Raw genomic sequence first — 26,285 nt, forward strand, 5'->3', positions numbered from 1 at the left:
ATGATATATACATTTACAGTGTTATTAAAAACGAATTAAAAATTTTTCATTTTCATATAGTGTTCTCGTAAAAGAGTCTGATCTTCACTGATCAGACTCTTTTTAGTTTATCACGTATTTAAAAGAACAGAAACAAAAAATGCCCCATTTATATGGGGCATTGATATAGTTGCTGAATTTATTTTAATCTTCTAGTTGCATCGTAAAATAGATTTTATACTCAACGCCATTATCCTCTACCACAACATAACCGTCGCGATCATTCACCGTTAAGGCATAATCTTCATTGGATAAAGCCCCTGTTAATACCGTGGTGGGATAAGTGAAATAGTTCTCTATTACAACCTCTTCATTTTTACCTGTTACGATTCTCTTTATAGTATAATCCTCAATATCTTCATTGAAAGTCAAAAGAATCTGTTTTGCAGAAGTAGCATTGCTTTGGCTATATAGCTTTGACTCAGCAACCTCTAAAGTTGGGTGCTCTGAAGGCAGTTGCGTAATAGTAATGCTGTAACCGATGTAATCTAAGGGATAGATCGTATAGTTACTGGAATAAGCCACTTCATAGGTTCCCGTTGGCATGTATTGGCGAGATGAAAGATCAACGATAAGGTTTCCATTAGCATCTACTTCTTCACTATATACATAATAGCGATTACCCATACTATCACTAAGCAACACATTACTTTTTTCCCTTAAAAAGTTTGAGTTGGTATAACCAATAATAGGACCATTAAACAAATTTTCCCCTACTATTTTAAAAGTCCCATCTTTGCGCACCGAAGCAGTACTTATAGAATTAACTACCGGTTCCTTGGCAAAAACAACCTCTATTGTATTTCCTTCGCTATTGACAAGGTCAAATACTTCCTCCCCATCGGCATTTCGTATGGCCAATTTAAAATCGGTACCTTCTGCCGGCAATACATTTGGAAGTTCCGGCATCTCAACCCTAACCCCTGATGTAATGGATGTATTATACTCATCTTTTTTAATCAATTCATAATAGACCCCATCCTTTAACAGGAAAAATTCATGATCATCCACAGCATCATCCTTTATATATACAAACAAATCTAAATAATGCCCCGGCCATATTGCTTTCTCAACAGGTATTGGATTGCCATCGTTATAAGGGGTTATCACCCTTGTGAAATTCGACCTTCCTTTAAGTAACCTAAATCCGTCAGATTCATCGGTATTTTCACTTGCTATCGAAACTTCAAGTGCAAATCTGTTATTTATATAGGAATCGGGGAGGATTGCCGTTATTTCCTTGGTTTCTTCATTAATACTCTTTACCTCGAGGTCAAACGACTCCAAATCACTGAGCAACCGTACCTGGATACTATCGCGATAAGGTGTGAGTTCATTCACCTCGAACGTTATATCGCCTCCTAAAGGCACATCAGCAAATTCACTTGAAACAAAACCATCTATTCTCACTTCTTCAAGTGGCCTATTCTTAGCCAAAACAAGAATCTCATTTGTTGTGCCGTCGGCTCCTGTCACTGTATATTTGACCGGAGAAGAATAATCAGTTATCCCGGCGGGATCAGGCGCCAAAGTAGATCCTTCAGAAACCTCGATCTGTGCTTTTAAATCTGTTATATCGGCAAAGGTGAATGTATAGTACAACGTATCTATATCTGCCGGATTTTGCCCGTAAAAACCCGTGCTATAACTACCCGAATTCTCAAATGTTACCAGTGTAATTTCATTATCGGAATCAGATTTGTCCAATACGGCTGTATATTCCTTTTGGGATTCGTCCTCAGCTGTTACCGTATATTTAACCGGACCGGTAAAATCTACCGTTTCTTCCGAAGCGGGATCTATATCCGCCATTTCGGAATAGGTGATTATCGGTGCCAAAGCAGTTAAATCCGTCGTAGAAGGAAAAGTATAAAAGACACTGTCGTTCCTGATTATGGCCGTATAATCTTCATTGTCAATACTAATCTTAAATGAAATAATCTCTTTGGAATCACTCAAAACCACCTCTTCTGGAGTTTCAGGCGAATCATCGGATTCATTTTTAGAACATCCTAAAAAAGACAAGGTCAATAAAAAAAGTGCAATAGGTTTTTTAAGCATAATTTGATTGTTTGTTGAGTTGGTTTAACGACGAAAATATAATTTCATTGCCTTTAAAAACATAAACATGGGTATTCACAACATGTTTTACTCTCTACACATCATTTCTTTTTTAATATAGGAAGGGGTGGCTACTTAAACTATGGAATAAAAACGAATTAAAAATTTTTCATTTTCATATAGTGTTCTCGTAAAAGAGTCTGATCTTAACTGATCGGACTCTTTTTAGTTACGGGTGTTTCGGTATTCAGTTGGCAGTATCAGTGTTCAGTGTTCAGAAAAAAGAGTATTAAGTAAAAAGTACTAAGTATTAAGTACTGCTTAATTGATTCGGAAACGCTTCGCGTTTCAACAATCTGCTTTAGCCTTTAGCCTTTAGCCTTTAGCCTTTAGCCTTTAGCCTTTAGCCTTTAGCCTTTAGCCTTTAGCCTTTAGCCTTTAGCCTTTAGCCTTTAGCCTTTAGCCTAAAAAAGTTCATTTTTCCAAAAGGAAAAATGAACTTTTTTTAATGTAGCCAATAGCCAACATCTAAAAGCTAGCGGCCATTCTTACGGTAGCCAATTATCTTTACCAAAATTCGGTTTACGCTTTTCTAGAAAAGCATTTCTACCTTCTTTAGCTTCTTCGGTCATGTAGGCTAATCTTGTTGCTTCACCTGCGAATACTTGTTGTCCGACCATTCCGTCGTCGGTTAGGTTCATAGAGAACTTTAGCATTTTTATTGATATAGGCGATTTTTCTAAAACCTCTTGAGCCCATTGAAAAGCAGTATCTTCTAACTCATCATGAGGTACCACGGCATTTACCATACCCATATCTAAAGCATCTTGTGCAGAATAGTTTCTACCTAAAAAGAATATTTCACGTGCTTTTTTCTGTCCCACCATTTTAGCTAAGTAAGCAGAACCATATCCGCCGTCAAAGCTAGTTACATCGGCATCGGTTTGTTTGAATATAGCATGTTCTTTACTAGCTAGAGTCATATCGCAAACAACGTGTAGACTATGTCCGCCACCAACGGCCCATCCCGGTACAACGCATATAACCACTTTTGGCATAAAGCGAATCATCCGCTGAACTTCTAATATATTTAAACGGTGCTGACCATCTTGACCAACATATCCTTTCTCGCCCCTAGCCTTTTGATCACCACCAGAACAAAAAGACCATATTCCGTCTTTAGTTGAAGGACCTTCCGCAGAAAGTAAAACCACGCCGATAGACGTATCTTCTTGAGCATCATAAAAAGCTTTAATTAGCTCACTTGTCGTATGTGGTCTAAAAGCATTTCGCACATTAGGTCGGTTAAACGCTATACGCGCTACGCCGTCGCATTTTTTATAGGTAATATCATCAAATTCTATAGCTGTTTTCCAGTTGGGTGATTTCATAATTTCTAACAATTCTATTATGGTATAAAGATAAGGGTTCAAAGTATACCTGTCCAAATTTGAAAACTAGGTTCCTTGACATAAAAAAAGACCTTAACTCAATCGAGTCAGTTATCAATTTATTTGAAATAGTAGATGTGGGTGTTAACGACTATGTTTACACAAAATCAATAGTAGGTTTCATGAAACAATCTCTTTTTACATTTATAAAATCGCTTCGTGAATTCTTAGCGAATAAACTAAACCAATACAATACCACATTACCGTATGTAATTACAGTTATAGTTGCTTTAGTCATAGTTGTTGGAGGGATAAATTTATTCATAGAATTAACAGAAACCCTAAAGACAGAAACGCTTGCCGCTTATGATACGGCGATTACAGATTACGTGATTTCTTATAGAACACCTAGTTTAACCTCGTACTTTAAATTCATGACCCTTGTTGGCAATGCATATGGGTATTTAATAGTACTTATTGTTTTTCTTTTGGTATCTCTTTTAGTATTTAAACGATGGAAATATGTGCTGCAAGCGACATTAGTTTTAGCATTAGCTACAGGTTCTAATATGATGTTGAAACGTTTTATAGATCGTGCCCGCCCTAGTATTGAACATTTAGTATCGGTAGAAACGTTAAGTTACCCTAGCGGTCATGCCATGAGTGCAATGGCTTTCTACGGATTCTTAATTTTTCTAGTGACCAAGTTCAAAATCCAAAAAGTTTTAAAATATGTTTTGATTATCTCATTGATTGTAATAATTCTAAGCATAGGTATAAGCAGAATATATTTAGGAGTCCATTTTCCTTCGGATATAGCAGGCGGATTCATCGCCGGATTCATTTGGGTAATTTTCTGTATACTAGTGTTTGACTTGATCGAATTGTTTAGAAAAGATCCACAAACTTAAATTACAAACCTGATAATTGTCATAAAATTTTAAGTTCCATTAAGTAATTTTATTGCGTAATATTTTACCAATTGAATTTTATGAAAATAGCTGTTTTTAGTACCAAGTCTTATGACCAAGAATACTTCGAAAAGTATAACGATGCACACCAATATACGTTCTCGTTTTATGAAACTGCATTAAATTCAGACACGGCTAAACTTACCACAGATAGCGATGTAGTTTGTGTTTTTGTAAATGATGTTGTCGACAAAGCTACGATTGAGGTATTAGCATCTAACGGAATAAAATTAATAGCATTACGCTGTGCAGGTTATAATAATGTAGATTTAGAAGCGGCTAAAAATCATAACATAAAAGTAGTCAGAGTTCCCGCGTATTCTCCTGAGGCAGTTGCAGAACATGCATTAGCATTGATACTAACCTTAAATAGAAAAACACATAAAGCTTACAACCGAGTTAGAGAAGGTAATTTTTCCCTAAAGAATCTCATCGGATTTAATCTGCATAAAAAAACAGTCGGTGTTATCGGAACCGGACAAATCGGAGCTACTTTCTGCAAAATAATTAAAGGTTTCGGCTGTAATATTATCGCTTATGATATCGCAGAGAATAAAGAGTTGTTAGAATTGGGAGTTAAATATGTTTCATTAGAAGACGTATTTAAAACAGTCAGATATCTTATCGCTTCATTGTCCGCTAAACAAGCACACCAAACATATTGTTAACAAAACTTCTATAGCCGCTATGAAAGAAGGCGTTATGATTATTAATACTAGCCGTGGCGCTTTAATTAATACTGCAGATGCTATTGAAGGTCTAATAACTAAGAAAATTGGCTACTTAGGTATTGATGTATATGAGCAAGAAGAAAATCTGTTCTTTGAAGATTTATCTGAACACATCATTCAAGATGAGCAAATATTGAGGTTGTTGAGTTTCCCGAATGTATTGATTACTTCGCACCAAGCTTACTTTACAAAAGAGGCTATGGATCAAATAACGATAACAACTCTAGAGAACATAAAGGCTTTTAAAAATAATACGGAGTTGATAAATGAAGTAAAGTAAATAGATTAACCAGGTATAATCTCAAAATTGGCTGATAATTCTTAAATTCCCGTACCAATTGATTCAACATATAAAGTAGTATGAGAAAATTTATCGCCGTAGTTGCCATTTTTAGTTTATTTACCACCCTTGGGTTCGCCCAAGAATTTAGAGGGTTAGATAAAAGTCCGTTAGACAGAGTCTATTTGCCAGACCATTTTGCGCACGACATAAAATTTGCTCCAGAAAGAAATCTTCCTGATTCTCCTGCATTAAGAATTGATTATAGTAGACCACAGAAAAATGGTCGACAAGTTTTCGGTAATATGGTCAAATACAATGAAATATGGCGCTTAGGTGCTAATGAAGCTACAGAAATCAAGGTCTATAAAGATGTAGAAATAGATGGAAAATTACTTAGAAAAGGTACTTATTCTATGTATGCAATACCTACTGAAAAAGAGTGGACTATAATATTCAATACCGCTTTAGATCACTGGGGTCATTACAGTTACGATGAAAACAATGATGTTCTCAGAGTAAATGCTCACGTATTACATAATAATCAGTCAGTTGAAGAATTTTCAATACAATTTGATGATTTAGAAGAAGGAGTTGGTGTTATGTATATAGCTTGGGATATGGACAGAGTAGAATTGCCTATTAGTTATTGAAGTCTACGCTATCAAGTTTGAAAAAAATTCCCAACATATCATTTCAAGATGTAGAAAACGAACATAATTTCGAGTGTTTAAATCTGAACAAGTTTTTTGAAAGACTGCCCGAGATAGTAGACCATAACCCTACACTTCCCCATAGAATTCATTTTTTTGCATTACTTATAGTCACAAAAGGTACCGGAACCCATCAGATAGATTTAATAGACTACCCTTTAAAAAAAGGAACGGTATTAAAATTATCAAAAGGTCAAGTTCATTCATTTGAAAAGAATGCCAAGTACGAAGGATTTTTAATCTTGTTTACAGAAGAATTTGTAATGTATCATTTCTCAAAATCTTCTATAAACATCATTTCTCATTTATACAATTACCATATCACCTCTCCTATTTCTGAAAATGAAAATCTCAACAAATTATTTTTAGAACAGCTAAATGCTGAGCTCTCTAATACCACTTCTTTTGCTCAGAATAATATTGTCGCATCATTAATTAATCTCTATCTATTACGATTAGAACGTGAAAACAAAGAGGTTTCAATCCAAAACAATTCCAAGAACTACCCTCTTTTTATCGCTTTTAAAAATTTAGTAGAACTAAACTACACGCAAACAAGAAACGTAAAAGATTACGCCGAAAAGCTTTCTATTACAACTAAAAACCTAAACGAAATAGTAAAGGAATTTACCTTAGATACCACCAAAACTTTTATAGACAACTATGTCATTTTAGAAGCCAAACGTGCCATTGTTAGTACGGACTTAAGTTTTAAAGAAATCGCCTTTGAAATCGGATTTGATGAGCTGACCAATTTTACCAAATTCTTTAAAAAGAATGTGCAATTATCTCCTAAAGCGTTCAAAAACAAATAATTAACAAAATCACACATTTACCATTCTTAGCATCATTTTGATTATCATAAGTTAGTAATCCGCATTTAATTTTGCAGTGTGAAATATCACCAACTAAAAAATTAAATACAATATTATGAAAACTAAAATAGCAGCATTAAGTCTTTTTGCAATAGCATTAGCTAGTTGTAACAATGAAGACAAAAAGGTAGAAACCGTATTAGAAGTCACTAGCTTCCATATAAAAACTACAGCAAGCGAATTAGAATTTAATACCCTAGACGCTCAAATAGAAGAAACATTTACTAGCAAACAACCCGGTTACATAAAACGCCAAAGTGGTGTAGATGATCAAGGTAGATATGTTGTATTGGTATATTGGAAATCTCAAGCAGATGCAAAAGCTTCTATGGATAAGTTTATGGCAGATGCATCTGTTGCCAATTATGCCAACATGATAGAAGGTTCAACAATGAAGATGTCACGATTTACCATAACCGATGAATTTACGGCAAGCAATAGCACCTTTACAGAAGTAATGACCTTTAAAACTAACGAAGGTGCCAATGCCGAAGTTTTTAATAAGGTTAATGACAGAGTCGGACCAGAATTTAGTGAAAAGCAAACTGGCTTTTTACAACGTATTACCGGTAAAAATGAAGCTGGTGAACAAGTTGCCCTTGCCTATTGGGATACCAAATCAAATTCAGATGCCGTAATCAATGATTTCATGAATGCTCCTGTTGCCAAAGAATTTATGGGCATGATGGATCAGTCAAGTATCGATATGATTAGATATCAATCTTTAACCTCTTTAAAGAATGTAGCCTTAACGAATAAAGATAAGGTAGTAGCGTTGTTGAACAGTTTTAATACAGGTGACCAGACTCCTATATCGTATATCAATCCAGATAAATACATTCAGCACAATTTAGGCGTTGCAGACGGTTTAAAAGGTTTTGGCGAACTAATGCACAATGCTCCAGAAGGCGGATTTAAAGCAAATGTTATTCGTGCTTTTCAAGATGGCGATTATGTATTTACACATACAGAATATGAATTCTTCGGTCCAAAAGCTGCATTTGACATTTTCAGATTCGAAGACGGATTAATCGTAGAGCACTGGGATAATTTATTACCGGTTCAAAAACCAAACCCAAGCGGACATACTCAGTTCGACGGTACAACTGCGCTATCAGATTTAGACAAAACAGAAGCTAATAAAGCTGTAGTAAGAGGATTTATTGAGAATGTATTGTTAGGTCACCAAATGGATAAAGTGGCTAGTTACATCAATCCTAAAGAATACGTTCAACACAACCCGGCAGTTGCAGATGGTTTAGATGGTTTTGGGGCAGCAATGAAGTATTTCGCAGAAAACGGTTTGGTAATGGAGTATGATAATCTTCATATGGTCTTAGGTCAAGGTAACTTTGTATTAAGTGTAAGCGAAGGTAAATTCGGTAAAGGAGACCACACGGCTTATTACGATTTGTTTAGACTTGAGAATGGTTTAATGGTAGAACACTGGGATGTTATTGCACCGATTCCTGCAAAATCTGAGTGGAAAAACGAAAACGGAAAATTCTAACATTTTGGTATAAATACATAAGTGATAAAAAGGAATAGTTATTACCACAGCTATTCCTTTTCATAATTTCAAATACTATGATAACAACAGCGTATAACAAAATTGAAGTCACATTGGCTGAATTGTTTGAAGACGCCAAGTACGACCAATTAAGAATAATGAAGGCCTTGGCAAAAAGTATTATTGGTCCCATGAAACCTTCAGATTTTAAAGACGCATATCTATCAATTTCAAAAAAACAAGGCGTTGATCTAGTCCAATTAATAAAAGAAAATGAGTTAAAAAACATTGTAGAATTCGGTACTTCTTTTGGTATATCTACATTGTATTTAGCAGAAGGGGTGCTAGAAATAGAAGGCAGTATTATTACAACTGAACTAATAGCTTCTAAGGCAGAAAAAGCCATTGAGAATTTTAAAAAAGCCGGAGTTGACCATCGAATTGAAGTAAGGATTGGGAATGCTATCGATACGTTAAAAGGGCATTCAGAACCTGTAGATTTATTATTTCTAGATGGTTGGAAAGATTTATACTTATCGCTATTTCAAATGCTAGAACCAAATTTTCATAACAACACCATTATTTATGTTGATAATGCAGATATGTCTGATACACAGCGGTTTTTAAGTGTTATTAGTCAAAATAAGAAGTACCATTTAGTATCAAAATATGGTGGTAAAGTAGTCATTATAAAAATTAAATAACATGAGCGATATAGCATTATGCCCAACATGCGGCAGCAAGTCAAAATTTAAAGAGAAAAACGGCGAAACAACTTATGAAGCAGTTCAAGATGAAGAGGCTTTCAAAAAAATAGGTCAATTGAAAAAGGCTATGCAAAAGTTTAAGGCGAAAGCTGAGTCTTTAGAAAAAGAATTGAACGCGTTGAAAGCTACCTTGTAATATGGGATTTTTAAAAAGAAATTACGGGTGGATGATAGTTGCTGTTTTAGCAATTATTCCATTGTTTATTTTAAGCAGCATGTTTAAAATTGATACCACCAATGGTTTTGTTTTAAGCTTGGTTGATAACGGTGGTAAAGAAGGCATGTCCACATTAGAAATGCTTTACCATATTTCGGGCGAGTTTGCTATTCGATGGATGACAGCTGTACTAACCTGTACCCCTTTCTTCATACTTTTCGGTGTCAATAATCTCTTTGTACGTCAAGCAATGGGTATTGCAACAGCAGTTTGGAGCTTGTTACATTTTATTATTTTTATATGGGCAGAAGGTTTTTTAGAAACCTTTACACAAGTAAATTATGTAGCAGGCTTTATAGCTATTTTAATATTGATTCCACTACTATTTACTTCAAATAGAAAATGGATGAAGAAGTTAAAACGAACATGGAAAAAACTTCAGAGTTGGGCATATGCAGCAATTGTACTTAGTCTTTTACATGTAGCAATTTTAGAAAAAACATGGCTAATTTATGCTATAATCGTTGGTATTGGTTTTATCATTAGAATACCATTTATCAAAGAGAAATTGATAGCATTAAGAACAAAAAAATCAAGTATAGCTTAAGGTAAAGACATTAAAATAATATAGCATGAAAATAGCAGTAACATCAGCAAGTGGAAAATTAGGTGCATCTATTGTTAAGCATCTAGTAAGTTTAATTGGTAAAGAAAATGTAATCGGTATTGCCAGAACCGTTGAAAAGGCAACGTATTTAGGCATAGAGATTAGAAAAGGTGATTACAATAGTCGCGAAGACTTTAACCAAGCATTACAAGGTGTCGATGCAGTTCTTTTAGTTTCTGGTATGGACGAACCTCAAAAACGTATTGAACAACACAGAAATGTAATAGAAGCAGCCAAGCAAAATGGCCTTCAGAAAATAGTGTACACCAGTATTGTCGGTGATGAAGATAAAAATGCCTTCAGCCCTATTGTGCAGAGTAACAGACAGACAGAAAAAGACGTACAGGCATCAGGTTTACAATGGGTAATTGGCAGAAACGGAATTTATATAGAACCAGATTTAGAGTATATAGATACCTATGTAAAAGAAGGCAGAATCGAGAACTGTGCGGGTCAAGGTAAATGTACCTATACCAGTAGAGAAGAATTAGGTTTTGCATATGCTAAAATGCTCACCGAAGACAAGCATAATGGTAATATTTACAATCTAGTTGGCGAGCCTGTTACGCAAAGTGAATTGGCAGAAAATATTAATAAGGTATATGGTACCAACCTAATCTATAATTCGGTGACCGTTGAAAATTATGCCGCAGATAGAAGAGCCGCATTAGGTGATTTTATCGGTACCGTAATTGCAGGCATTTACGAGGGTATAAAAAGCGGAGCGAATAACGTACCTTCAGAATATGAGAAAGCAACTGGTAGAGCTCCAAAATCTCTTTTTGAGATGATTTCTGATTTTAAGAATAATGACTAATTACATTTAAAGACAAAGTACATGGTGTTCCAGATACCGTGTACTTTGTTTTTAATTTTGAATAATAGAATATGGGAATAGTTGAATCCATCATAAAAAAGGTCCTTGAAAAGGGAACCATTATAGAGAAAACAAAACTTTCAGATTCGGTTTATAAAATCCGGATTCAAAGTGACGGCATTGGTAACTATGATTTTGAACCAGGACACTTTTTAAGATTAGGTGTCGGTATTGGTAAAGATGATATTTCTTTAAAAGATAAAGTCAGAAGTTATAGTGCTTGGGATATCAACAAAGAGAAAAATACTTTAGATATTGCTATCGCAACGCATAGTCAAGGCATCGGAGCACAATGGGTAGAAACCTGTGGCCCAAATGATACGGTGTATTTCAAATGGAAAAAAGGAAAATTTTTAGTTGATGATTCAGCTAATAGTTATCTAATGATCGGTGATTTATCAGCATTATCACATTTGTATATCATCAATCGAAATCTTGCGGATAATAAACAGATTAAGAGTGTTGTTTACAGTCAAGACAGTATCGATTTTTTTGCAGATGTTGATGGGGCAAATCCCTTTGATTTTCATGTGATGAGTGAAAATCCATCCACAGAAATTATCCAAAAATTAAATAGTATAATTCCTGAGATGAAAGGCGATACCATAGTGTATATCGCTGGTGATAGTCGCGTTTGTATTGCATTGACCAATTATTTCAGAAAAGAATTGAATTGGAGTACAAAGCAAATAAAAACAAAGCCTTTCTGGAATCCCGATAAAAAAGGATTGGAATAATTGCCATATATTACAGGGTATATATGCAATACCCATGAAATTAAAAGTCTGCCTTATTCAAGATAGTCCCGTTTTCTTTGATATCGAGAAAACTATCGATAAAATAGAAAGCCTAGTAAAGACCCATGCCAAGCAAGGGTGTGAATTAATTGTTTTTCCAGAATCGTTTATTCCTGGTTATCCAAGAGGATTTTCTTTTGGTGCAGTGGTTGGTAGCAGAACAGATGAAGGCAGAAAACTATATGCCGACTACCATAAAAACAGCTTAGATTTAGAAGGTAAGGAATTACAAAGACTGGTTAAACTAGCCAAAACCGAGAAGGTATATTTGGTTATTGGTGTTACAGAGAAGCAATCTAATAACGGCAGTCTGTATTGTTCAATGCTGTACATCTCCCCTACTGATGGTTTTTTAGGTGTACACCGAAAAATAAAGCCGACAGGTAGCGAACGTATTATTTGGAGTGAAGATGATGGTTCATCTTTAGTTAGTTTCGATACTAAAATTGGAAAGCTTGGCGGACTCATCTGTTGGGAGAATTACATGCCTTTGGCGAGAATGTCAATGTACAAACAAGGTGTGGAAATTTACATAGCTCCTACTGCAGACTCACGAGACGAATGGACTTCTACCATGAAACATATTGCTCTTGAAGGCAGATGCTTTGTATTGGGCTGCAATCAGTTTTATACGAAGTCAATGTATCCGAAAGAATATCAGCATTTGGTTGAAAATGAGCCAGAGAATTTATGTCGTGGTGGTAGTGTTATTGTTTCGCCACTTGGTAAAATTATTGCTGGACCTTTATTCGACGAATCTGGTGCACTGGTTGCAGAAATTGACTTAGACGAAATTATACAAGCCAAATTAGATTTTGATGTTATCGGTCATTACTCAAGAAATGATATTTTTGAATTTAATGCTGTAAATCAGCCAGATATGAAGGTTGAAAAGGATTTACAGTCAACTGCCAAATAACAAAATGTACAAATGAAAAACCTCTTAAACTATATTGAAAAACGCTTTACACTTTCGAAAGCCGATATTGCTTTATTAGAACAGTATTCGACGACCGTTTATATTACCGCACAAACTAAAGTTTTAGAAGCAGGTCAGATAGAACAGCATGTATATTTTATTAGTAGTGGTATTGTTAAGGGCTATCAAAATATAGATGGAAAATTCGTCGTACAACATTTGGTTGAAGAACATGACTTTTTTACATCTTTGGAAAGCTTTACAAACGAGAGTCCCACTTTAGATTATTATGAAGCAATTACCGATTGTAGATTGATAAAAATCTCTAAGTCTGACTTTGAGCTTCTTCAAGCAAAAACCAAGTTCTGGAGTGATGTAGTGAATACGGTCACAAATGAGCATTTAAATTGTAAGCAAGAGCGTGTCAAAGATTTTCAGACTCTGAACGCTAAAGAACGCTATCTGAAATTTCTAAAGCAGTATCCTAAATTAGCTTTACGTGTTTCTGTAGATAATATTGCTTCTTTCTTAGGTATTGAACCACAATCTTTGAGTAGAATACGAAAGCAAATCGTTTTCTAACAAATGTTATTTTTACTTGACCGGTAAAACTTGAAATTTGTGAAAACAAAAATCAAAACATGAGTAACGAAATTTCATTGGTAACTGGTGGCAATGGTCATTTGGGCAATAACCTTATTAGACTTTTACTTTCCAATAATATAAAGGTAAGAACAACCATAAGAAAGATTGATCAGAAAATACCTCTAGAAGGATTAAGTTGTGAGGTTGTACAAGCCGATTTAACTAATAGAGACGCTTTGAAAAAAGCATTTAAAGGTGTTACAAACCTATATGCAGTAGCAGCAAATTTTAGCATGTGGTCAAAAAATGCTAAAGTTGAAGTTTATGATAACAATTTAGTAGGGACACAAAATGTATTTGATATTGCTCAAGAATGTGGTGTTAAAAACATCGTTTATATAAGCTCTGTCGCCTCGTTAGATTATACCAAACTACCTGCACATGTTGATAACGGTTATAATAAAGACCGAAGAAATTGGTATTATAATTCTAAAAACGATTCAGATAAATTGGCGCTTGAATTGGGTAAGAGATATGGTATCAGAACTGTATTGATTTTACCTTCTGCAATGATAGGTAGTAAAGCTTTTAAACTAAGCTATTCTAACGATTTGGTAAATAAAATTTTGAATGGCGAAATCCCAGTCGATACAAATGTTTCTTTAAATTGGATAGATGTAAAAGATGTTGCCCAAGGTACGTTTAATGCCATGTTACAGGGCAAAAATGGCAGACGATATATACTTGCCAATGAAAAACATACTACTCTTCAAGAAAGCGTAAAAATAGCATCAGAACGATATCCGGAATTGAATTTGAAAAATCCTAAAAAAATCCCCAAATGGCTTTTATATTCCGTTGCTGGCTTAATGGAGTTTAGCAGTAAACTTACAGGAAAAGAGCCTTTAATGCAACGACATTATATTGATATGTTCTACGGATTAAAACAAGATTTTGATATTACATATGCAATTCAAGATTTAGGTTTTAAAACTAAACCATCAAAGAAGGCACTAATTGAAGCTTTAGAATACTTAAAGAATGACTGGGATAATAAATAGAAACATTATATTATAATCCTAATAGTATCTCTATCTTATGATCTTATATAATTATAGAATGAAAAACAACACAATTGCCTTATCTTCTCTACTATTAATTTTTAGTTTTACTAGTTGCAAGAATACTACCAAAAAAACATCTGATTCCACCGAAGATACATCCATAGAAAATGAATCCGATGAAACCGTTTACGCAAGTGATGTGATTCCGTTTTTCGATGATTGGAAATTAATTCTGGGTGATGGATCTAATGCAGGAATTGCCAATAATTTCGAAAACAAAGAATTCTTCTATACTACAAATGACGGCAAAGATGATTGGGTAGTTTTTAAAGCTCCCAATGGTGGCGATACGCACGGTACATCTAATAATACCAGAACCGAATTAGCGCAGATTAAAAAGTTTTATCCAGAAACGGCAGATGATAAACTGACCGCTACATTAAAAGTTATGAATGTTTCAGCTACGGGTGATGCACGTGTTGCAGCAACACATGCTGTTGTTGTTGGTCAAATTCATAGTGCAGATGCCTTTGAAAATGAACCCTTGAAAATCTTTTACAAGATATTTCCTGGTCATACCAAAGGTTCTGTATTCTGGCATTATGAAATTAATACGGCTGGAGATGATAACGCTGGCAGATGGGATTACTCTAATGCAGTTTGGGGAAATGACTTTTCTGTGGTTGGTGAAACGGCAGATACATATCCTGCAGAACCGGAAGATGGTATTGCATTGGGCGAAGAATTTAGTTATGAAGTTGTCGTAAAAGACGGTATTATGAGTTTGAAGTTTATGAGTGACGGGCACGAAACTAAAACATTTACTAAAAACTTATTAGAATCTGAATACGCTACAAAAGCTGATATTCCTGAGCAAACAAAGAAATTATTCTTCCCGATTGGTCAAGATGGTGTCGAGCGTAAAGAAGCTTATGCTGGTGAAGGTCTATTTTTTAAACTGGGTACTTACAACCAAACAAATGGTAAATCTCCTGATGTAAATATGAATTGGTGCTCAGGTGCAGAAACACATGGCGGTGATATTCAAAAACAATATGCAGATGGTAACTATGCAGAAGTTTGGTTTAAAACAGCTAGTATTAGCGTTAGCGATGCAGCCGTTTCTAATGAAGGTTATTTTACTAAAAATGATTAAATCAGACACAAAACTGAAGCATTTTTTTATCTGCTAACTATTTAAGGAGCTATAGTTTCAAATTGTAACTTCTCAATAGTACTTCTAAATTCGGTCCGGTTGTTTGTTATAGTAAGTCCACCAATTAGATAATACTCATTGTTATAAGTTACCAATTGAGCATCTCTGCAGCTTTCGTAAAAAGGAGTTTTCATAGTACCAAAGGTATCCGTAATTGTATTATAGTAATGAAAATTTATGGTAGAAGGGTCAGATGATATATTACCATCTGCATCTCCTGTAGGAACACCTCCTAATCCAAAAATGATATAATCACCAAATTGGCAAGCAACACCTTCGTCTAAATAGCTTTCGGTTTCTAATTCATTTATGGTTTCAAAAACCGTGTAATCTTCATTGAATTTAGATATTTTCATATCCTCCCAATTACTTAAATGAGCTACATACCGCGTGTCGTTTATTATAAAAGCATTTTCAGATATTGGATACCAACCAGCATTATTATCAAAAGTTGAGTGTTCTATTAATTCATTAGTTAAAAGATCATACTTGTAGATGATTTCCGCTCGGTTTATTTGGTCTAAGACATAAACAGCATTTTCAGCTTCTATGTAATACCCTTGTATAGAATATATTAAATCTGATAAGGGAAATGATTTAATAATTTCCCATTCATTTAATTCAAAATCAAATACAAATAGTCCTTTTCTAATTAATCGATACCATTTTCCATCACGTAAAAAATTTAACCCGATATCAAAACTTGTCTTTGGAGTATTTGTATCTGTGGCTAATAGACTCCAATTTTTTGATTCAATATCGAAAGAATAGGTCTCATCTTCAGCTGTAGCATAAATTTTATCATCATGTACAAAGCTCGTATTAAATTGAGATACAGGCATATCTACAACAAACTCTGCATTTACAAAATCTAAGGTTTCTAGAGATGCTATCTCTTCAGGGATAGCTTCAATTAGAGGAGTTACAGTGGTATCATCACTAGATGAACATGCCATTGAGATTATCGCTAAAATGAGACAAATACTCTTTCCTATATTTTTCATAATAAAAGTTATTCTATGCAGTCCGAAATTACGTGAACCACTCTAAACAAGCTAACGAAATACCAGTGGTTTTATTTTGTTAGTATTAATTACAAACCGTTAATAACTTATCACAATCGTAACATGATTTTGCATGCTATTTTTTTGATTATTGCGATCTTAGTTGATTCCGTTTAAAATGAATCATTCATCAATAATCAAGTATTATAATGAGCACTATAGCATCCGTAATAGAACAAGTAAAAACTAAAGGTCCGTTAGTACATAACATTACCAATTATGTAGTAATGAACAACACCGCCAATGCATTGTTAGCTGTTGGCGCATCACCCGTTATGGCACATGCTATTGAAGAAGTTAGAGATATTGTTAATATTTCATCATCGTTAGTTATAAACATGGGCACATTGAGCGAAAAATGGGTAGAAAGTATGCTAATGGCTGCAGAGCAAGCAAAGGCAACCAACACTCCTTTTGTATTTGATCCTGTTGGTGTTGGTGCATCTGCATACAGAACCGAAGTTGCCCAAATGATTCTTAATGCTGCCACACCCAATGTAATTCGTGGTAATGCATCAGAAATTATGGCATTGGCAAAATTAACCAATTCCACCAAAGGGGTCGATAGTACTATGGGTACGCAAGATGCTATTAAAGGTGCTACCCTACTATCAAAGAAATTCAATAACACGGTAGTAATTAGTGGTGAAACTGATTATATCATTACCGGAGATAACGTTAGTAAAATTGAAAACGGGAGTCCGCTTATGGCTAAAATTACCGGTATGGGCTGTACGGCAACTGCAATGGTTGGTGCCTGTTTAGGTGTGGAAGAAAATGCGCATTTGGCAGCAACTGCGGCAATGGCGATTATGGGTGTTGCGGGCGATATGGCAAATGAAAAAAGTGCCGGACCAGGGAGTTTTCAAATGAATTTTTACGATAGTTTATATGATATCACTCCGGAAATTTTAGACGCAAAAGTGAAGACCAATGCCTAAATTAGACTACGCTTTAATGTATGTTACCGATGACAGCATTAGAGATGATAATTCCTTTTTTGCCATCTTAGAAGCTGCTTTAAAAGGCGGTGCAACTATCATTCAATTACGAGAGAAATCTTTAGATACTTTAGCGTTTTATAAACGTGCAGTTCGATGTAAACAATTGTGTAGCACCTACGGAATTCCCCTGATTATTAATGACCGGTTGGATATAGCACTTGCGATAGATGCAGACGGCGTACATATTGGTCAGACCGACATGCCTTATGATATTGCACGTAGATTATTGGGCAATAGTAAGATTATTGGACTATCGGTTAGTAATAAAGAACAAGCCGTAAAATGGGATGCTCAGGCGGCAGATTATATTGGCATCTCCCCTATTTTTTCTACGAATACAAAGACGACGGATTTAGCGCAACCGTTGGGTATTTCGGGATTAAAAAAAATACGAGAACTATACAAAAAGCCGATTGTCTGCATTGGCGGAATTCACAAAGAAAACACACACGAAATTATAGCAAATGGAGCGGACGGAATAGCAATAGTTTCTGCCATTTCTAAAGCAGATAATCCAGAAGCGGCAACAAAAGAACTTAAAGAAATAGTATGCAAGACTTTTACAAACTAGCAAGAACACAAACAGATTATATTTTGGAAGCTATAAAAGGGCAAGCCTTTATCAAAGAACTGATGAACGGTACGCTATCAACAGAGGTATTTCAATTTTACATTAATCAAGATGCCATGTATTTGGCTGAGTATAAAAAAATACTGGCAACAATCGGCGTAAAATGTGAGCATGTAGATGATACCCAGTTTTTTCTAGATTCCGCCACAGGGATTATCAATGTAGAAAATGCATTGCATCAAATATTTTTAAAGGATAATCAGCTCGCACATGAGCCCTCTCCTACTTGCGAACTGTACACTAGCTATTTGACCCGTATAGTGGCGAATCATTCTTTAGAAGAAGCATTGGCTGCCGTACTGCCCTGCTTTACTATTTATAAAGAAATCGGAGATTATATACAGGCGAACCAAACGAATCAAGCCGATAATCCGTATCAAAATTGGATAGACACCTATGGTGGCGAAGCATTTGCAAGCTCTGTAAATAATGCCATAGCAATCACCAACAAATACGCTACAAACGCCTCTGATGATGTTTTAAAGAAAATGGAAACTGCCTTTGAGAAAGCATCTAAACTAGAATGGATGTTTTGGGACAGCGCCTATAATAAAGAAGCATGGAAAATATAAAGACAGCATACAAAAGTGTGCTATCCATCGCTGGAAGCGATTCCGGTGGTTGTGCCGGTATACAGGCAGATATAAAAAGTATAAGTGCCTGCGGCGCATATGCTGCTACGGTAATTACCGCCACTACGGCTCAAAATACTTTGGGAGTCACAGACATACACGCCATACCCATTTCTCATATCGAAAAGCAATTAGACGCAGTACTGAGTGATATTCAATTCGGAGGTATTAAAATTGGGATGCTTCATTCTTGCGAAGTGATTAATTTGGTACAAGAAAAACTGGCGGAATACAAACTAAAGAACATTGTCTTAGACCCAGTGATGGTGACCACATCTGGTCATAAATTAATTACCGATGATGCCATTGAATGTTTAAAAAACTTTCTGCCGCACGTCAATTTAATTACTCCGAATATTCCAGAAGCAGAACTATTGATAGATGAAAAAATCAATGGGGATAATATGGAAGAAATGGCAAAGAAAATAGCAAAAAACTATAAAACCTCGGTACTTCTAAAAGGAGGACATATCATTGACAACAACGAAATGACAGATGTATTTTATGAGTACCCTACAGGTAAAACAATAACCATCACCAACCCAAGGATAGCAACCAATAACACCCACGGCACCGGTTGTAGTCTGTCATCAAGTATTGCCACTTTTTTGAGTTTAAGTGAACCTATGGAAACTGCCATTAAAAAAGGATGTGAGTATGTCAACAAAGCCATAGCCGCTGGTCAATACAAAACCTTAGGTCTTGGTAACGGACCAATTAATCATTTTGGACTTTAATTAAAATATGGATACAAATGATGTAAGAAAACACTTGGGTATAAATTTTTAAATATCGAAATTCGTTATTAGGCGCTAATAACAAGCAATCGTTCTTTAGCATCATACTAACAAGCATAAACTAAATCAAAGTGGAGTATAAAGTTACTTTTAACTTTCAATCAATTTTACAAGAATAAAATGATGAAATCTATTTTTACGATTACAGTACTACTTTTTACATGTTCAATTTTTTCACAAAAGGTAGTTTCAGGTACTATTGTGGACAGTGAAACCAATGAAACAATACCATATGTAAATATTGGTATACTAAAGCAGACTTTGGGTACCGTTTCAAATGAATCGGGTAAGTTCGAATTTGAGGTGCAAAACGATTTTATGAAAGATACCATTAGGGTATCATCAATAGGCTATAAAACAATTTCGTTGGTAGCATCTGATTTTATTGAGAAAATGAGGGTCGATGCTGTACTTCCACTAACTGCCGATGTAACTGAATTAAACGAAGTAACCATTACCGCCAGAGAGTTAAAAGAAAAGGTATTAGGTAATAAAGCCAGATCAAAATCTCTTAAACTTGGCTTTAGTGTAAATGAATTGGGTAATGAGCTTGGTATAAAAATCAATATTAAGCACAACCCAACATTTCTTAAGAGCTTCAATACTCACATAGTATTAAACACCAACACTTCTTTAAAGTATCGTTTAAATATTTATAGCATTAAAAATGGACTACCAGATAAGAAAATAGTAAATGAAAATATCATTTTTCCTATTGATGTAGAAAAGGGTGATTTCTCTTTAAACCTAGAAAAATATAGAATTTATGTTGAAGATGATATTTACTGCACTATTGAATTAATTGAAACGCCAAATGAAGATGATGATATTGGTTTTTCAGGTTCACTATTTGGTCACGCTATGATTGTTAGAACTACAAGCCAGGCAGAATGGGAAAAAGTAGGTACAATAGGCGTTGGTTTTAACTGTACGGTTAAGTATTAGAGTTGTTATTTCGAATAGTCGTTGGTCAATACAAAACCTTATATCATGATAACGGACTTTTCAATCATTAGAAAATGAAACAAAAAGAAGAATTAGATATTTGTATTAATTTGATAAATTGGATTCAAGATTATTCTATATCTAATGATGAAATTCTTTCACAAATTAAAGCAAATAACTATTTAAATAAATCTATTGAATTAGATAAGAAAAGAATTGATAAGCAACCTTTACTTACACTACCATCATTATCATTATTTAAAATTATTGAAAATATTATAAACACATTAAATAATGTAGATGAAAGCTTGGCTATTCACAACCAAAGATATGGTTGCTCATATTTAAACATAAAAGATAGACTTTTTCAAAGTTTTGAAAATTTAGAATTAAGCACAACACAACTTATAGAATATCTTGAAAAAGCAGAGTACATTATTTTACAATATCATTTAACCGAATATGTTATTAAGAAACAATTGCTTCAAAATGAAGTAAAAAAATCGCTTGAATTAATTTCTAAAATATCCGATAAAAGTTATCATTACAGTAGTTATAGATTAATTGCTAATTTTTATGGATTGAAAGGTGACAAAAATAATTTTCTTAAAATTTTAAAAAAATGTGATGCGAGAAAAGATGTTTATGAAATTGAATGTATTAAAGAAAATTTTATAGAAAACTATTCCTGTATAAATTCATTAGAAGAATCATTTGAGCTAATTGAAAGAAGAGAATTCGGTAATAAATATTATATAGCTGCTTTGCTACCAATTGTAAAAATTAAAACTTTTGATGAAGTAAAAGAATTACTGAATGATTCTAGGTTTGAAGTACCTAAGTTATACATCAAAGAAATAATTCTAACAAAGGCTTTCGAGCTTAATAAAAAAAACCAGAATACCGAGAATTTTAATTATTTAAAAGGTGTATTGAATGAAATTCCTTCAAGAGTAAAATATGGAAATTCAGATTTTAGTTTAAGGGACAATTTATGGATTTCTATAGCCGAAAGTCTATTAGCTAAAAACAATGAACTATTCAAACAAGAAATCAATTATAGTATAAAGCGAATAAATTCTAAAATACCGAAAAGGAGTTTATCCAATAAAGTAAAAACATAAAGCTGAACGCACAAAAATTTGTGTGATTTATACCGATTTTGGTACTTAACCCAAAGTTGTTAGCGAACTTTTTCGTGTTACAGTCCCTTCGACTGCACTCAAGATGACATTACGTTTATAAGAATGTCACTTCGAGTGGCTTTTTGATTGAAGCATCGCGAAAACCAAAAAGATGTATCGAGAACCTAGGTACGCGAAAAGGTTCTCGATATAAATTTCTCGTCCCTCGAAATTCACTCGAACTGACAAAATGTTGAATAAAAAAGTCAAGGTCACTGAGCGTAGCCGAAGTGAGCGTGTTCCTAACAAACAGATAGCTTCACTCCGCTCGCTATGACGAATACAAAACGTCTTTGCGAGGAGCTTTTTTGCGACGTGGCAATCTGTTGAATTTAAGTAACCATTTTTCTTCTAAGTACTACTGTCAGTCTGAGCGCAGTCGAAGACCGTTGTGAGTTAGAGTATCTTTTCGTGTTCCAGTCCTTTCGACTACGTTCAGTATGACATTACGTTTATAAGAATGTCACTTCGAGTGGCTTTTTAGTTGAAGCATTGCGGAAACCAAAAAGATGTATCGAGAACCTAGGTACACGGAAGGGTTCTCGATACCCTCCTACTCGGTGGGCAAGCTGATTTCTCATATCTCGAAATTCACTCGAACTGACAAAATGTTGAATAAAAAAGTCAAGGTCACTGAGCGTAGCCGAAGTGAGCGTGTTCCTAACAAACAGATAGCTTCACTCCGCTCGCTATGACAAATAAAAAACGTCTTTGCGAGGAGCTTTTTCGCGACGTGGCAATCTGTTGAATTTACGTAACCATTTTTCTATCTAAGTACCATAGTCAGTCTGAGCGCAGTCGAAGACCCATATGAGTTAGAGAGCCTTTTCGTGTTCCTATCCCTTCGACTGCACTCAGGATGACATTGCGTTTATAAGAATGTCACTTCGAGTGGCTTTTTGGTTGAAACATCGCGGAAACCAAAAAGATGTATCGAGAACCTTGGTACACGAAAGGTTCTCGATACAAATTTCTCGTTCCTTGAAATTCACTCGAATTGACAGCACATTTTGTTTTGGACTGGCGTGTTCGTATGCTTCAAACTAAGCCTAGCACGGCTCGCTAAATTCAGGATGACATTGCGTTTATAATAATGTCACTTCGAGTGGCTTTTTAGTTGAAGCATCGCGGAAACCAAAAAGATGTATTGAGAACTTTGGTAAACGAAAGAGTTCTCGATACCCTCCTACTAAGTAGGCAAGCTGATTTCTCATATCTCGAAATTCACTTATACAAACCATACGATATGTAGCATGATCGCAAGTTGCAAACAATAAGTCAGCCTTTCTCCTATTTCGATGGTGAAACTAATCTTTAAAAAACTTGTCTTCATTTACCTAAACAACGAACTTCGTTAACAACTATAGAAAGAGATTAAAGCGTAGTTCTTCAATCTCAATTTTACACGTAAGAAACATAAAATGAATAAAATTTTAAACATCATATTTCTTTTCACCTCATTATCTATATTTAGCCAGACAACATATGAAATTAACGGATTTTCCGAAAAATATTATGGAAAGCTAACGATAGACGATGGCTCTGAAAATGAGGTATTCAAGAAAGGGACTATTTCTATTTTAAAATCAAAAGACAATAAAGAAATTATAAATATAAAATCTGATCAACTAACATTTGATATTGATGAAAACGGAGCTATAAAAACAAATATTTCAGAACTACCCTATGGCGAACAGAGTATACTTATGTATCAAGATTTTAATTTTGATGGAAAAAAAGATTTGGCAATAATGGACGGGCAGTTCAGCTGTTACCATGGTCCGTCTTTTCAAGTGTATTTAGAGAATAATGATAGTTTGGTTCATAGTCCTGAGTTTACCGAATTAGCGCAAGAATACTGCGGAATGTTTGAGGTAGATTATGAAAATAAATTAATTAAAACCATGACTAAAAGTGGTTGTTGTTGGCATCAATATTCAGAATTCGAAGTTCAGGACAACAAACCCATTCCTGTTAAAATTATAGAGAGTAGTCTTGGTGAAGACGGAGTCACAGCAGATTATATAGAGAAAAATAGAGTTGATAATCAATTCGTTGAAACAAAATATAGTTACCTAGCTGGTGGAGCCGATATTATTGAATTCTATTCCATGACATTTAAGAATGGAAAAAAAATGAAGATATACCGTGTATTCTCTTTTGAAGACTATTTAATATATGTTTTTACAGATAAAGACGAAAAAATTGAATTACTATACTCAGGCGATTTTATATATGACAAAAACAAGAACACACTAACATTTGAAAATGGCGATGTTACCTATCAAGTATACTCAGAAGGTATAATTGTAAATACACCTAAAAAGCAAATAGATTTAAAAGCTGTAAGTATAGGTGAGAATGTAACCTTGTTAAGTTTGTTAGACTTGTCAGTAAAAAACCTTTCGATAAAATAAGCTTCGATAACAGCAGTTATAATTAATAAGAGATTTAGATTACTATTACGAAGTTCCTCTATTCGTTAAGAACTGTTTTTTAGCCTAAAGGAGCATCCAACTACTATGAAAAAATATATAATTTTAAGCTTAATAGTTCTCTGCTTTTCCTGTAAAAATGGACCTGAACGAGATGAAGATATCATCGATTTAGAAAAATTTGATTTAAATTTTAATGTAGAAGAATACTATTCAGAATACATAGATGAAATTGAGCAGACTTATAATGTACATCGTATGGTTTCTAATGATTCAATATTGGCCACGGAGTACGAAATGATCGGCTTTTTTAAAAAACCTCGATACGCTTATTATGAGGAAAAAAGTTTTGATATGGTCGACATTATTAAAAGTGATGTAAACAACAATGAATTTATCGCTCTTCTAGCTAGTAATTATCAAGTACCAGCAACAGGCTTTAGTAAATTATTAAAAAAGCTTACCAATAAATACGGTAAACCTCAGGTCTGTGATATTTTGGTTTATAAAGGCCACACGTATACTTGGACTTTAGATGATAGATTAATTGTATTATCATACAATGAGTATGGAAAACCTAGTATCATAAACGAAACATTTTATATCATAAATAAAAAATATATTTCCATATTTAAAAATCGCTCCTCTTTGGGAAAATGGTATTTTCTTAATCAAGACAACACCTGTAACCAAGAACTTTAATCTATATAAACAGAAAGTAAAATGACTGAAAACGAAGAATTTATTTTTGAATCTATTTTTAACCAAGTTAGAATGGGATTCGTTTCTGTATCAGAAATCAAGGATAATATAATTGAAGAAATTGAAGATAACGGATTTGAAGATGAAATCTCTGAAGAATGGGCTTCTGAAATTATTGACAAAGAATATAATACCTTAAAATCTGAGAGTCAAAACTGGAATAGGCCTACAGATACTGAAAAGCTAATTGAAGCTTTTGATGAATTGTGTAAAGAAAATATAATTGCATTACATAATGCCGGCTTTGAAAATAGCGATGGAGAATATGAAGTAAGTGAAGTTGAAAAAGCTTTAAACAAACAGAAAATAGCCTCTTATGGATATTGCTTTTATCACGAACAAGACTTGTCGCGTGCTGTAAGTATAGAAAATCCTTCTTTGTTTATTTCTTTTCAAAGAATCAATAATACCGATGGTAATGTCACCTTAGAGGTTGGTAGAAAAATAGCAAAAGTTTTAGCCGAAAAAGGACTGGACGTTGAATGGGATGAAGATATTAGTCAAAAAATCTTAATCAAGAATTTTAAATGGCAATATCTCTATTATGAAGATGAAAGAGATTTACAAGATTATAACGATGTTATCGAATTAATTATCAATAAAGAGTTACCAAAAGAAGGCTCTAAATTCGCATCTGATTTTTATCTAGAAACAGACGAAATTGATAACAATAACCCAACCTGGACAGATATTAATACTGCTATAGAAGGTTTGAAATATGATGAAGAAGAGCCTTCATTTATTGTTTTAGACCTGAAAGAACCGATACATAATATCATGTACATTCAAGCAATAATTAATGAAGACAATTCTTTTGATATTGAATTAAGAGCGGGTACAAAAGATGATTTCAAACATTATAGGTACAATCTAAAAGACAGAAATATAATTGTCGAAAATTTAAAAAAATTGTATCACAGAGAAAATCTAGATTATAGTACCTGGGCAGATGTTACGACGGAGTTTTTAGAACCATAATAATTTAGTTATCAGTATTCAGTATTCAGTTCTCAGTTTTCAGTAACAGTTGACAGGTTACAAAACGTCTTTGCGAGGAGCTTTTTCGCGACGTGGCAATCTGTTGAAATTATGTAATTAAGTATGTTCTAAGTAAAGCTGTCAGTCTGAGCGTAGTCGAAGACCCTTGCGAGTTAGAGAGCCTTTTCGTGTTCCAGTTCCTTCGACTGCGCTCAGGATGACATTGCGTTTAT

The 26,285-nt window shown here is 34.3% G+C and carries 27 protein-coding genes; 24 read left to right on the forward strand and 3 right to left on the reverse strand.

Features of this window, described 5'->3' with window-relative positions; all coding sequences use genetic code 11:
• Positions 1-183 precede the first annotated feature (183 nt).
• Positions 184-2,100 carry a hypothetical protein gene (locus tag QSV08_RS05775; protein WP_324027395.1) on the reverse strand — a complete coding sequence of 639 codons (1,917 nt, stop codon included), beginning with the start codon at positions 2,098-2,100 and terminating at the stop codon, positions 184-186.
• A 548-nt stretch (positions 2,101-2,648) separates the two neighbouring features.
• Positions 2,649-3,491 (reverse strand): 1,4-dihydroxy-2-naphthoyl-CoA synthase, encoded by an 843-nt coding sequence (locus tag QSV08_RS05780; RefSeq protein WP_073244243.1) that lies wholly within the window; start codon positions 3,489-3,491, stop codon positions 2,649-2,651.
• Positions 3,492-3,673: 182 nt separating this feature from the next.
• Here QSV08_RS05780 and QSV08_RS05785 point away from each other — a divergent pair, with 182 nt between their 5' ends.
• The 15 genes from QSV08_RS05785 to QSV08_RS05855 all read left to right on the forward strand — a co-directional run bounded on the left by QSV08_RS05785 (position 3,674) and on the right by QSV08_RS05855 (position 15,560).
• Positions 3,674-4,402: a phosphatase PAP2 family protein gene (locus QSV08_RS05785; RefSeq protein ID WP_324027398.1), complete on the forward strand. Its 729-nt coding sequence runs from the start codon at positions 3,674-3,676 to the stop codon at positions 4,400-4,402.
• Positions 4,403-4,482: 80 nt separating this feature from the next.
• On the forward strand, positions 4,483-5,130 hold the full coding sequence (locus QSV08_RS05790) for an NAD(P)-dependent oxidoreductase (RefSeq protein WP_324027400.1): 648 nt from the start codon (positions 4,483-4,485) through the stop codon (positions 5,128-5,130).
• Positions 5,081-5,473: an NAD(P)-dependent oxidoreductase gene (locus tag QSV08_RS05795; RefSeq protein WP_324028354.1), complete on the forward strand. Its 393-nt coding sequence runs from the start codon at positions 5,081-5,083 to the stop codon at positions 5,471-5,473. The genes QSV08_RS05790 and QSV08_RS05795 overlap by 50 nt, the downstream gene beginning before the upstream one ends.
• An 80-nt stretch (positions 5,474-5,553) precedes the next feature.
• Complete coding sequence (locus QSV08_RS05800; RefSeq protein ID WP_324027402.1) at positions 5,554-6,126, forward strand: DUF2911 domain-containing protein; 573 nt, start codon at positions 5,554-5,556, stop codon at positions 6,124-6,126.
• A gap of 17 nt (positions 6,127-6,143) precedes the next feature.
• Positions 6,144-7,001 (forward strand): helix-turn-helix transcriptional regulator, encoded by an 858-nt coding sequence (locus tag QSV08_RS05805; RefSeq protein ID WP_324027404.1) that lies wholly within the window; start codon positions 6,144-6,146, stop codon positions 6,999-7,001.
• Between the two features lie 115 nt (positions 7,002-7,116).
• Positions 7,117-8,571 carry a nuclear transport factor 2 family protein gene (locus tag QSV08_RS05810; protein ID WP_324027406.1) on the forward strand — a complete coding sequence of 485 codons (1,455 nt, stop codon included), beginning with the start codon at positions 7,117-7,119 and terminating at the stop codon, positions 8,569-8,571.
• Positions 8,572-8,648: 77 nt separating this feature from the next.
• Complete coding sequence (locus tag QSV08_RS05815) at positions 8,649-9,275, forward strand: O-methyltransferase (protein WP_324027408.1); 627 nt, start codon at positions 8,649-8,651, stop codon at positions 9,273-9,275.
• Position 9,276: 1 nt separating this feature from the next.
• On the forward strand, positions 9,277-9,474 hold the full coding sequence (locus QSV08_RS05820) for a hypothetical protein (protein WP_324027410.1): 198 nt from the start codon (positions 9,277-9,279) through the stop codon (positions 9,472-9,474).
• A gap of 1 nt (position 9,475) precedes the next feature.
• A complete protein-coding gene (locus QSV08_RS05825) occupies positions 9,476-10,102 on the forward strand; it encodes a ferric reductase-like transmembrane domain-containing protein (RefSeq protein WP_324027412.1) in 627 nt (208 codons plus the stop codon).
• Between the two features lie 25 nt (positions 10,103-10,127).
• Positions 10,128-10,979 (forward strand): SDR family oxidoreductase, encoded by an 852-nt coding sequence (locus QSV08_RS05830; protein WP_324027414.1) that lies wholly within the window; start codon positions 10,128-10,130, stop codon positions 10,977-10,979.
• 71 nt (positions 10,980-11,050) lie between these two features.
• A complete protein-coding gene (locus QSV08_RS05835) occupies positions 11,051-11,776 on the forward strand; it encodes a siderophore-interacting protein (protein ID WP_324027416.1) in 726 nt (241 codons plus the stop codon).
• Between the two features lie 34 nt (positions 11,777-11,810).
• Complete coding sequence (locus QSV08_RS05840) at positions 11,811-12,755, forward strand: carbon-nitrogen hydrolase family protein (RefSeq protein WP_324027418.1); 945 nt, start codon at positions 11,811-11,813, stop codon at positions 12,753-12,755.
• 12 nt (positions 12,756-12,767) lie between these two features.
• A complete protein-coding gene (locus QSV08_RS05845) occupies positions 12,768-13,337 on the forward strand; it encodes a Crp/Fnr family transcriptional regulator (RefSeq protein WP_324027420.1) in 570 nt (189 codons plus the stop codon).
• A 59-nt stretch (positions 13,338-13,396) separates the two neighbouring features.
• The gene (locus tag QSV08_RS05850; RefSeq protein WP_324027422.1) at positions 13,397-14,401 is read left to right on the forward strand and encodes an NAD-dependent epimerase/dehydratase family protein; all 1,005 of its coding nucleotides are present in this window, start codon (positions 13,397-13,399) and stop codon (positions 14,399-14,401) included.
• Between the two features lie 58 nt (positions 14,402-14,459).
• Entirely contained in the window at positions 14,460-15,560 is a 1,101-nt protein-coding gene (locus QSV08_RS05855) for a polysaccharide lyase family 7 protein (protein WP_324027424.1), read from the forward strand.
• 41 nt (positions 15,561-15,601) lie between these two features.
• On the opposite strand, the gene QSV08_RS05860 is transcribed toward QSV08_RS05855, so the two are convergent.
• On the reverse strand, positions 15,602-16,624 hold the full coding sequence (locus QSV08_RS05860) for a hypothetical protein (RefSeq protein WP_324027426.1): 1,023 nt from the start codon (positions 16,622-16,624) through the stop codon (positions 15,602-15,604).
• 209 nt (positions 16,625-16,833) lie between these two features.
• On the opposite strand from QSV08_RS05860, the gene thiM reads away from it, so the two are divergent.
• From thiM to QSV08_RS05905, 9 genes are all read left to right on the forward strand, one after another.
• On the forward strand, positions 16,834-17,625 hold the full coding sequence (gene thiM / locus QSV08_RS05865; protein ID WP_324027428.1) for a hydroxyethylthiazole kinase: 792 nt from the start codon (positions 16,834-16,836) through the stop codon (positions 17,623-17,625).
• The gene (thiE, locus tag QSV08_RS05870) at positions 17,618-18,259 is read left to right on the forward strand and encodes a thiamine phosphate synthase (protein WP_324027430.1); all 642 of its coding nucleotides are present in this window, start codon (positions 17,618-17,620) and stop codon (positions 18,257-18,259) included. The genes thiM and thiE overlap by 8 nt, the downstream gene beginning before the upstream one ends.
• On the forward strand, positions 18,238-18,891 hold the full coding sequence (tenA, locus tag QSV08_RS05875) for a thiaminase II (RefSeq protein ID WP_324027432.1): 654 nt from the start codon (positions 18,238-18,240) through the stop codon (positions 18,889-18,891). Before thiE ends, tenA begins: the two co-directional genes overlap by 22 nt.
• A complete protein-coding gene (thiD, locus tag QSV08_RS05880; protein WP_324027433.1) occupies positions 18,879-19,688 on the forward strand; it encodes a bifunctional hydroxymethylpyrimidine kinase/phosphomethylpyrimidine kinase in 810 nt (269 codons plus the stop codon). Before tenA ends, thiD begins: the two co-directional genes overlap by 13 nt.
• 180 nt (positions 19,689-19,868) lie before the next feature.
• Complete coding sequence (locus QSV08_RS05885) at positions 19,869-20,693, forward strand: carboxypeptidase-like regulatory domain-containing protein (protein ID WP_324027435.1); 825 nt, start codon at positions 19,869-19,871, stop codon at positions 20,691-20,693.
• A gap of 74 nt (positions 20,694-20,767) precedes the next feature.
• Positions 20,768-21,817 carry a hypothetical protein gene (locus QSV08_RS05890; RefSeq protein ID WP_324027437.1) on the forward strand — a complete coding sequence of 350 codons (1,050 nt, stop codon included), beginning with the start codon at positions 20,768-20,770 and terminating at the stop codon, positions 21,815-21,817.
• A 1,481-nt stretch (positions 21,818-23,298) separates the two neighbouring features.
• On the forward strand, positions 23,299-24,294 hold the full coding sequence (locus QSV08_RS05895; RefSeq protein ID WP_324027439.1) for an XAC2610-related protein: 996 nt from the start codon (positions 23,299-23,301) through the stop codon (positions 24,292-24,294).
• Between the two features lie 105 nt (positions 24,295-24,399).
• Positions 24,400-25,014 (forward strand): hypothetical protein, encoded by a 615-nt coding sequence (locus QSV08_RS05900; protein WP_324027441.1) that lies wholly within the window; start codon positions 24,400-24,402, stop codon positions 25,012-25,014.
• Between the two features lie 21 nt (positions 25,015-25,035).
• Complete coding sequence (locus QSV08_RS05905) at positions 25,036-26,052, forward strand: DUF6891 domain-containing protein (protein ID WP_324027442.1); 1,017 nt, start codon at positions 25,036-25,038, stop codon at positions 26,050-26,052.
• The last annotated feature ends 233 nt before the right edge of the window (positions 26,053-26,285 follow it).

Origin of the sequence: Maribacter sp. BPC-D8 (assembly GCF_035207705.1) — a bacterium.
GTDB lineage: Bacteria > Bacteroidota > Bacteroidia > Flavobacteriales > Flavobacteriaceae > Maribacter.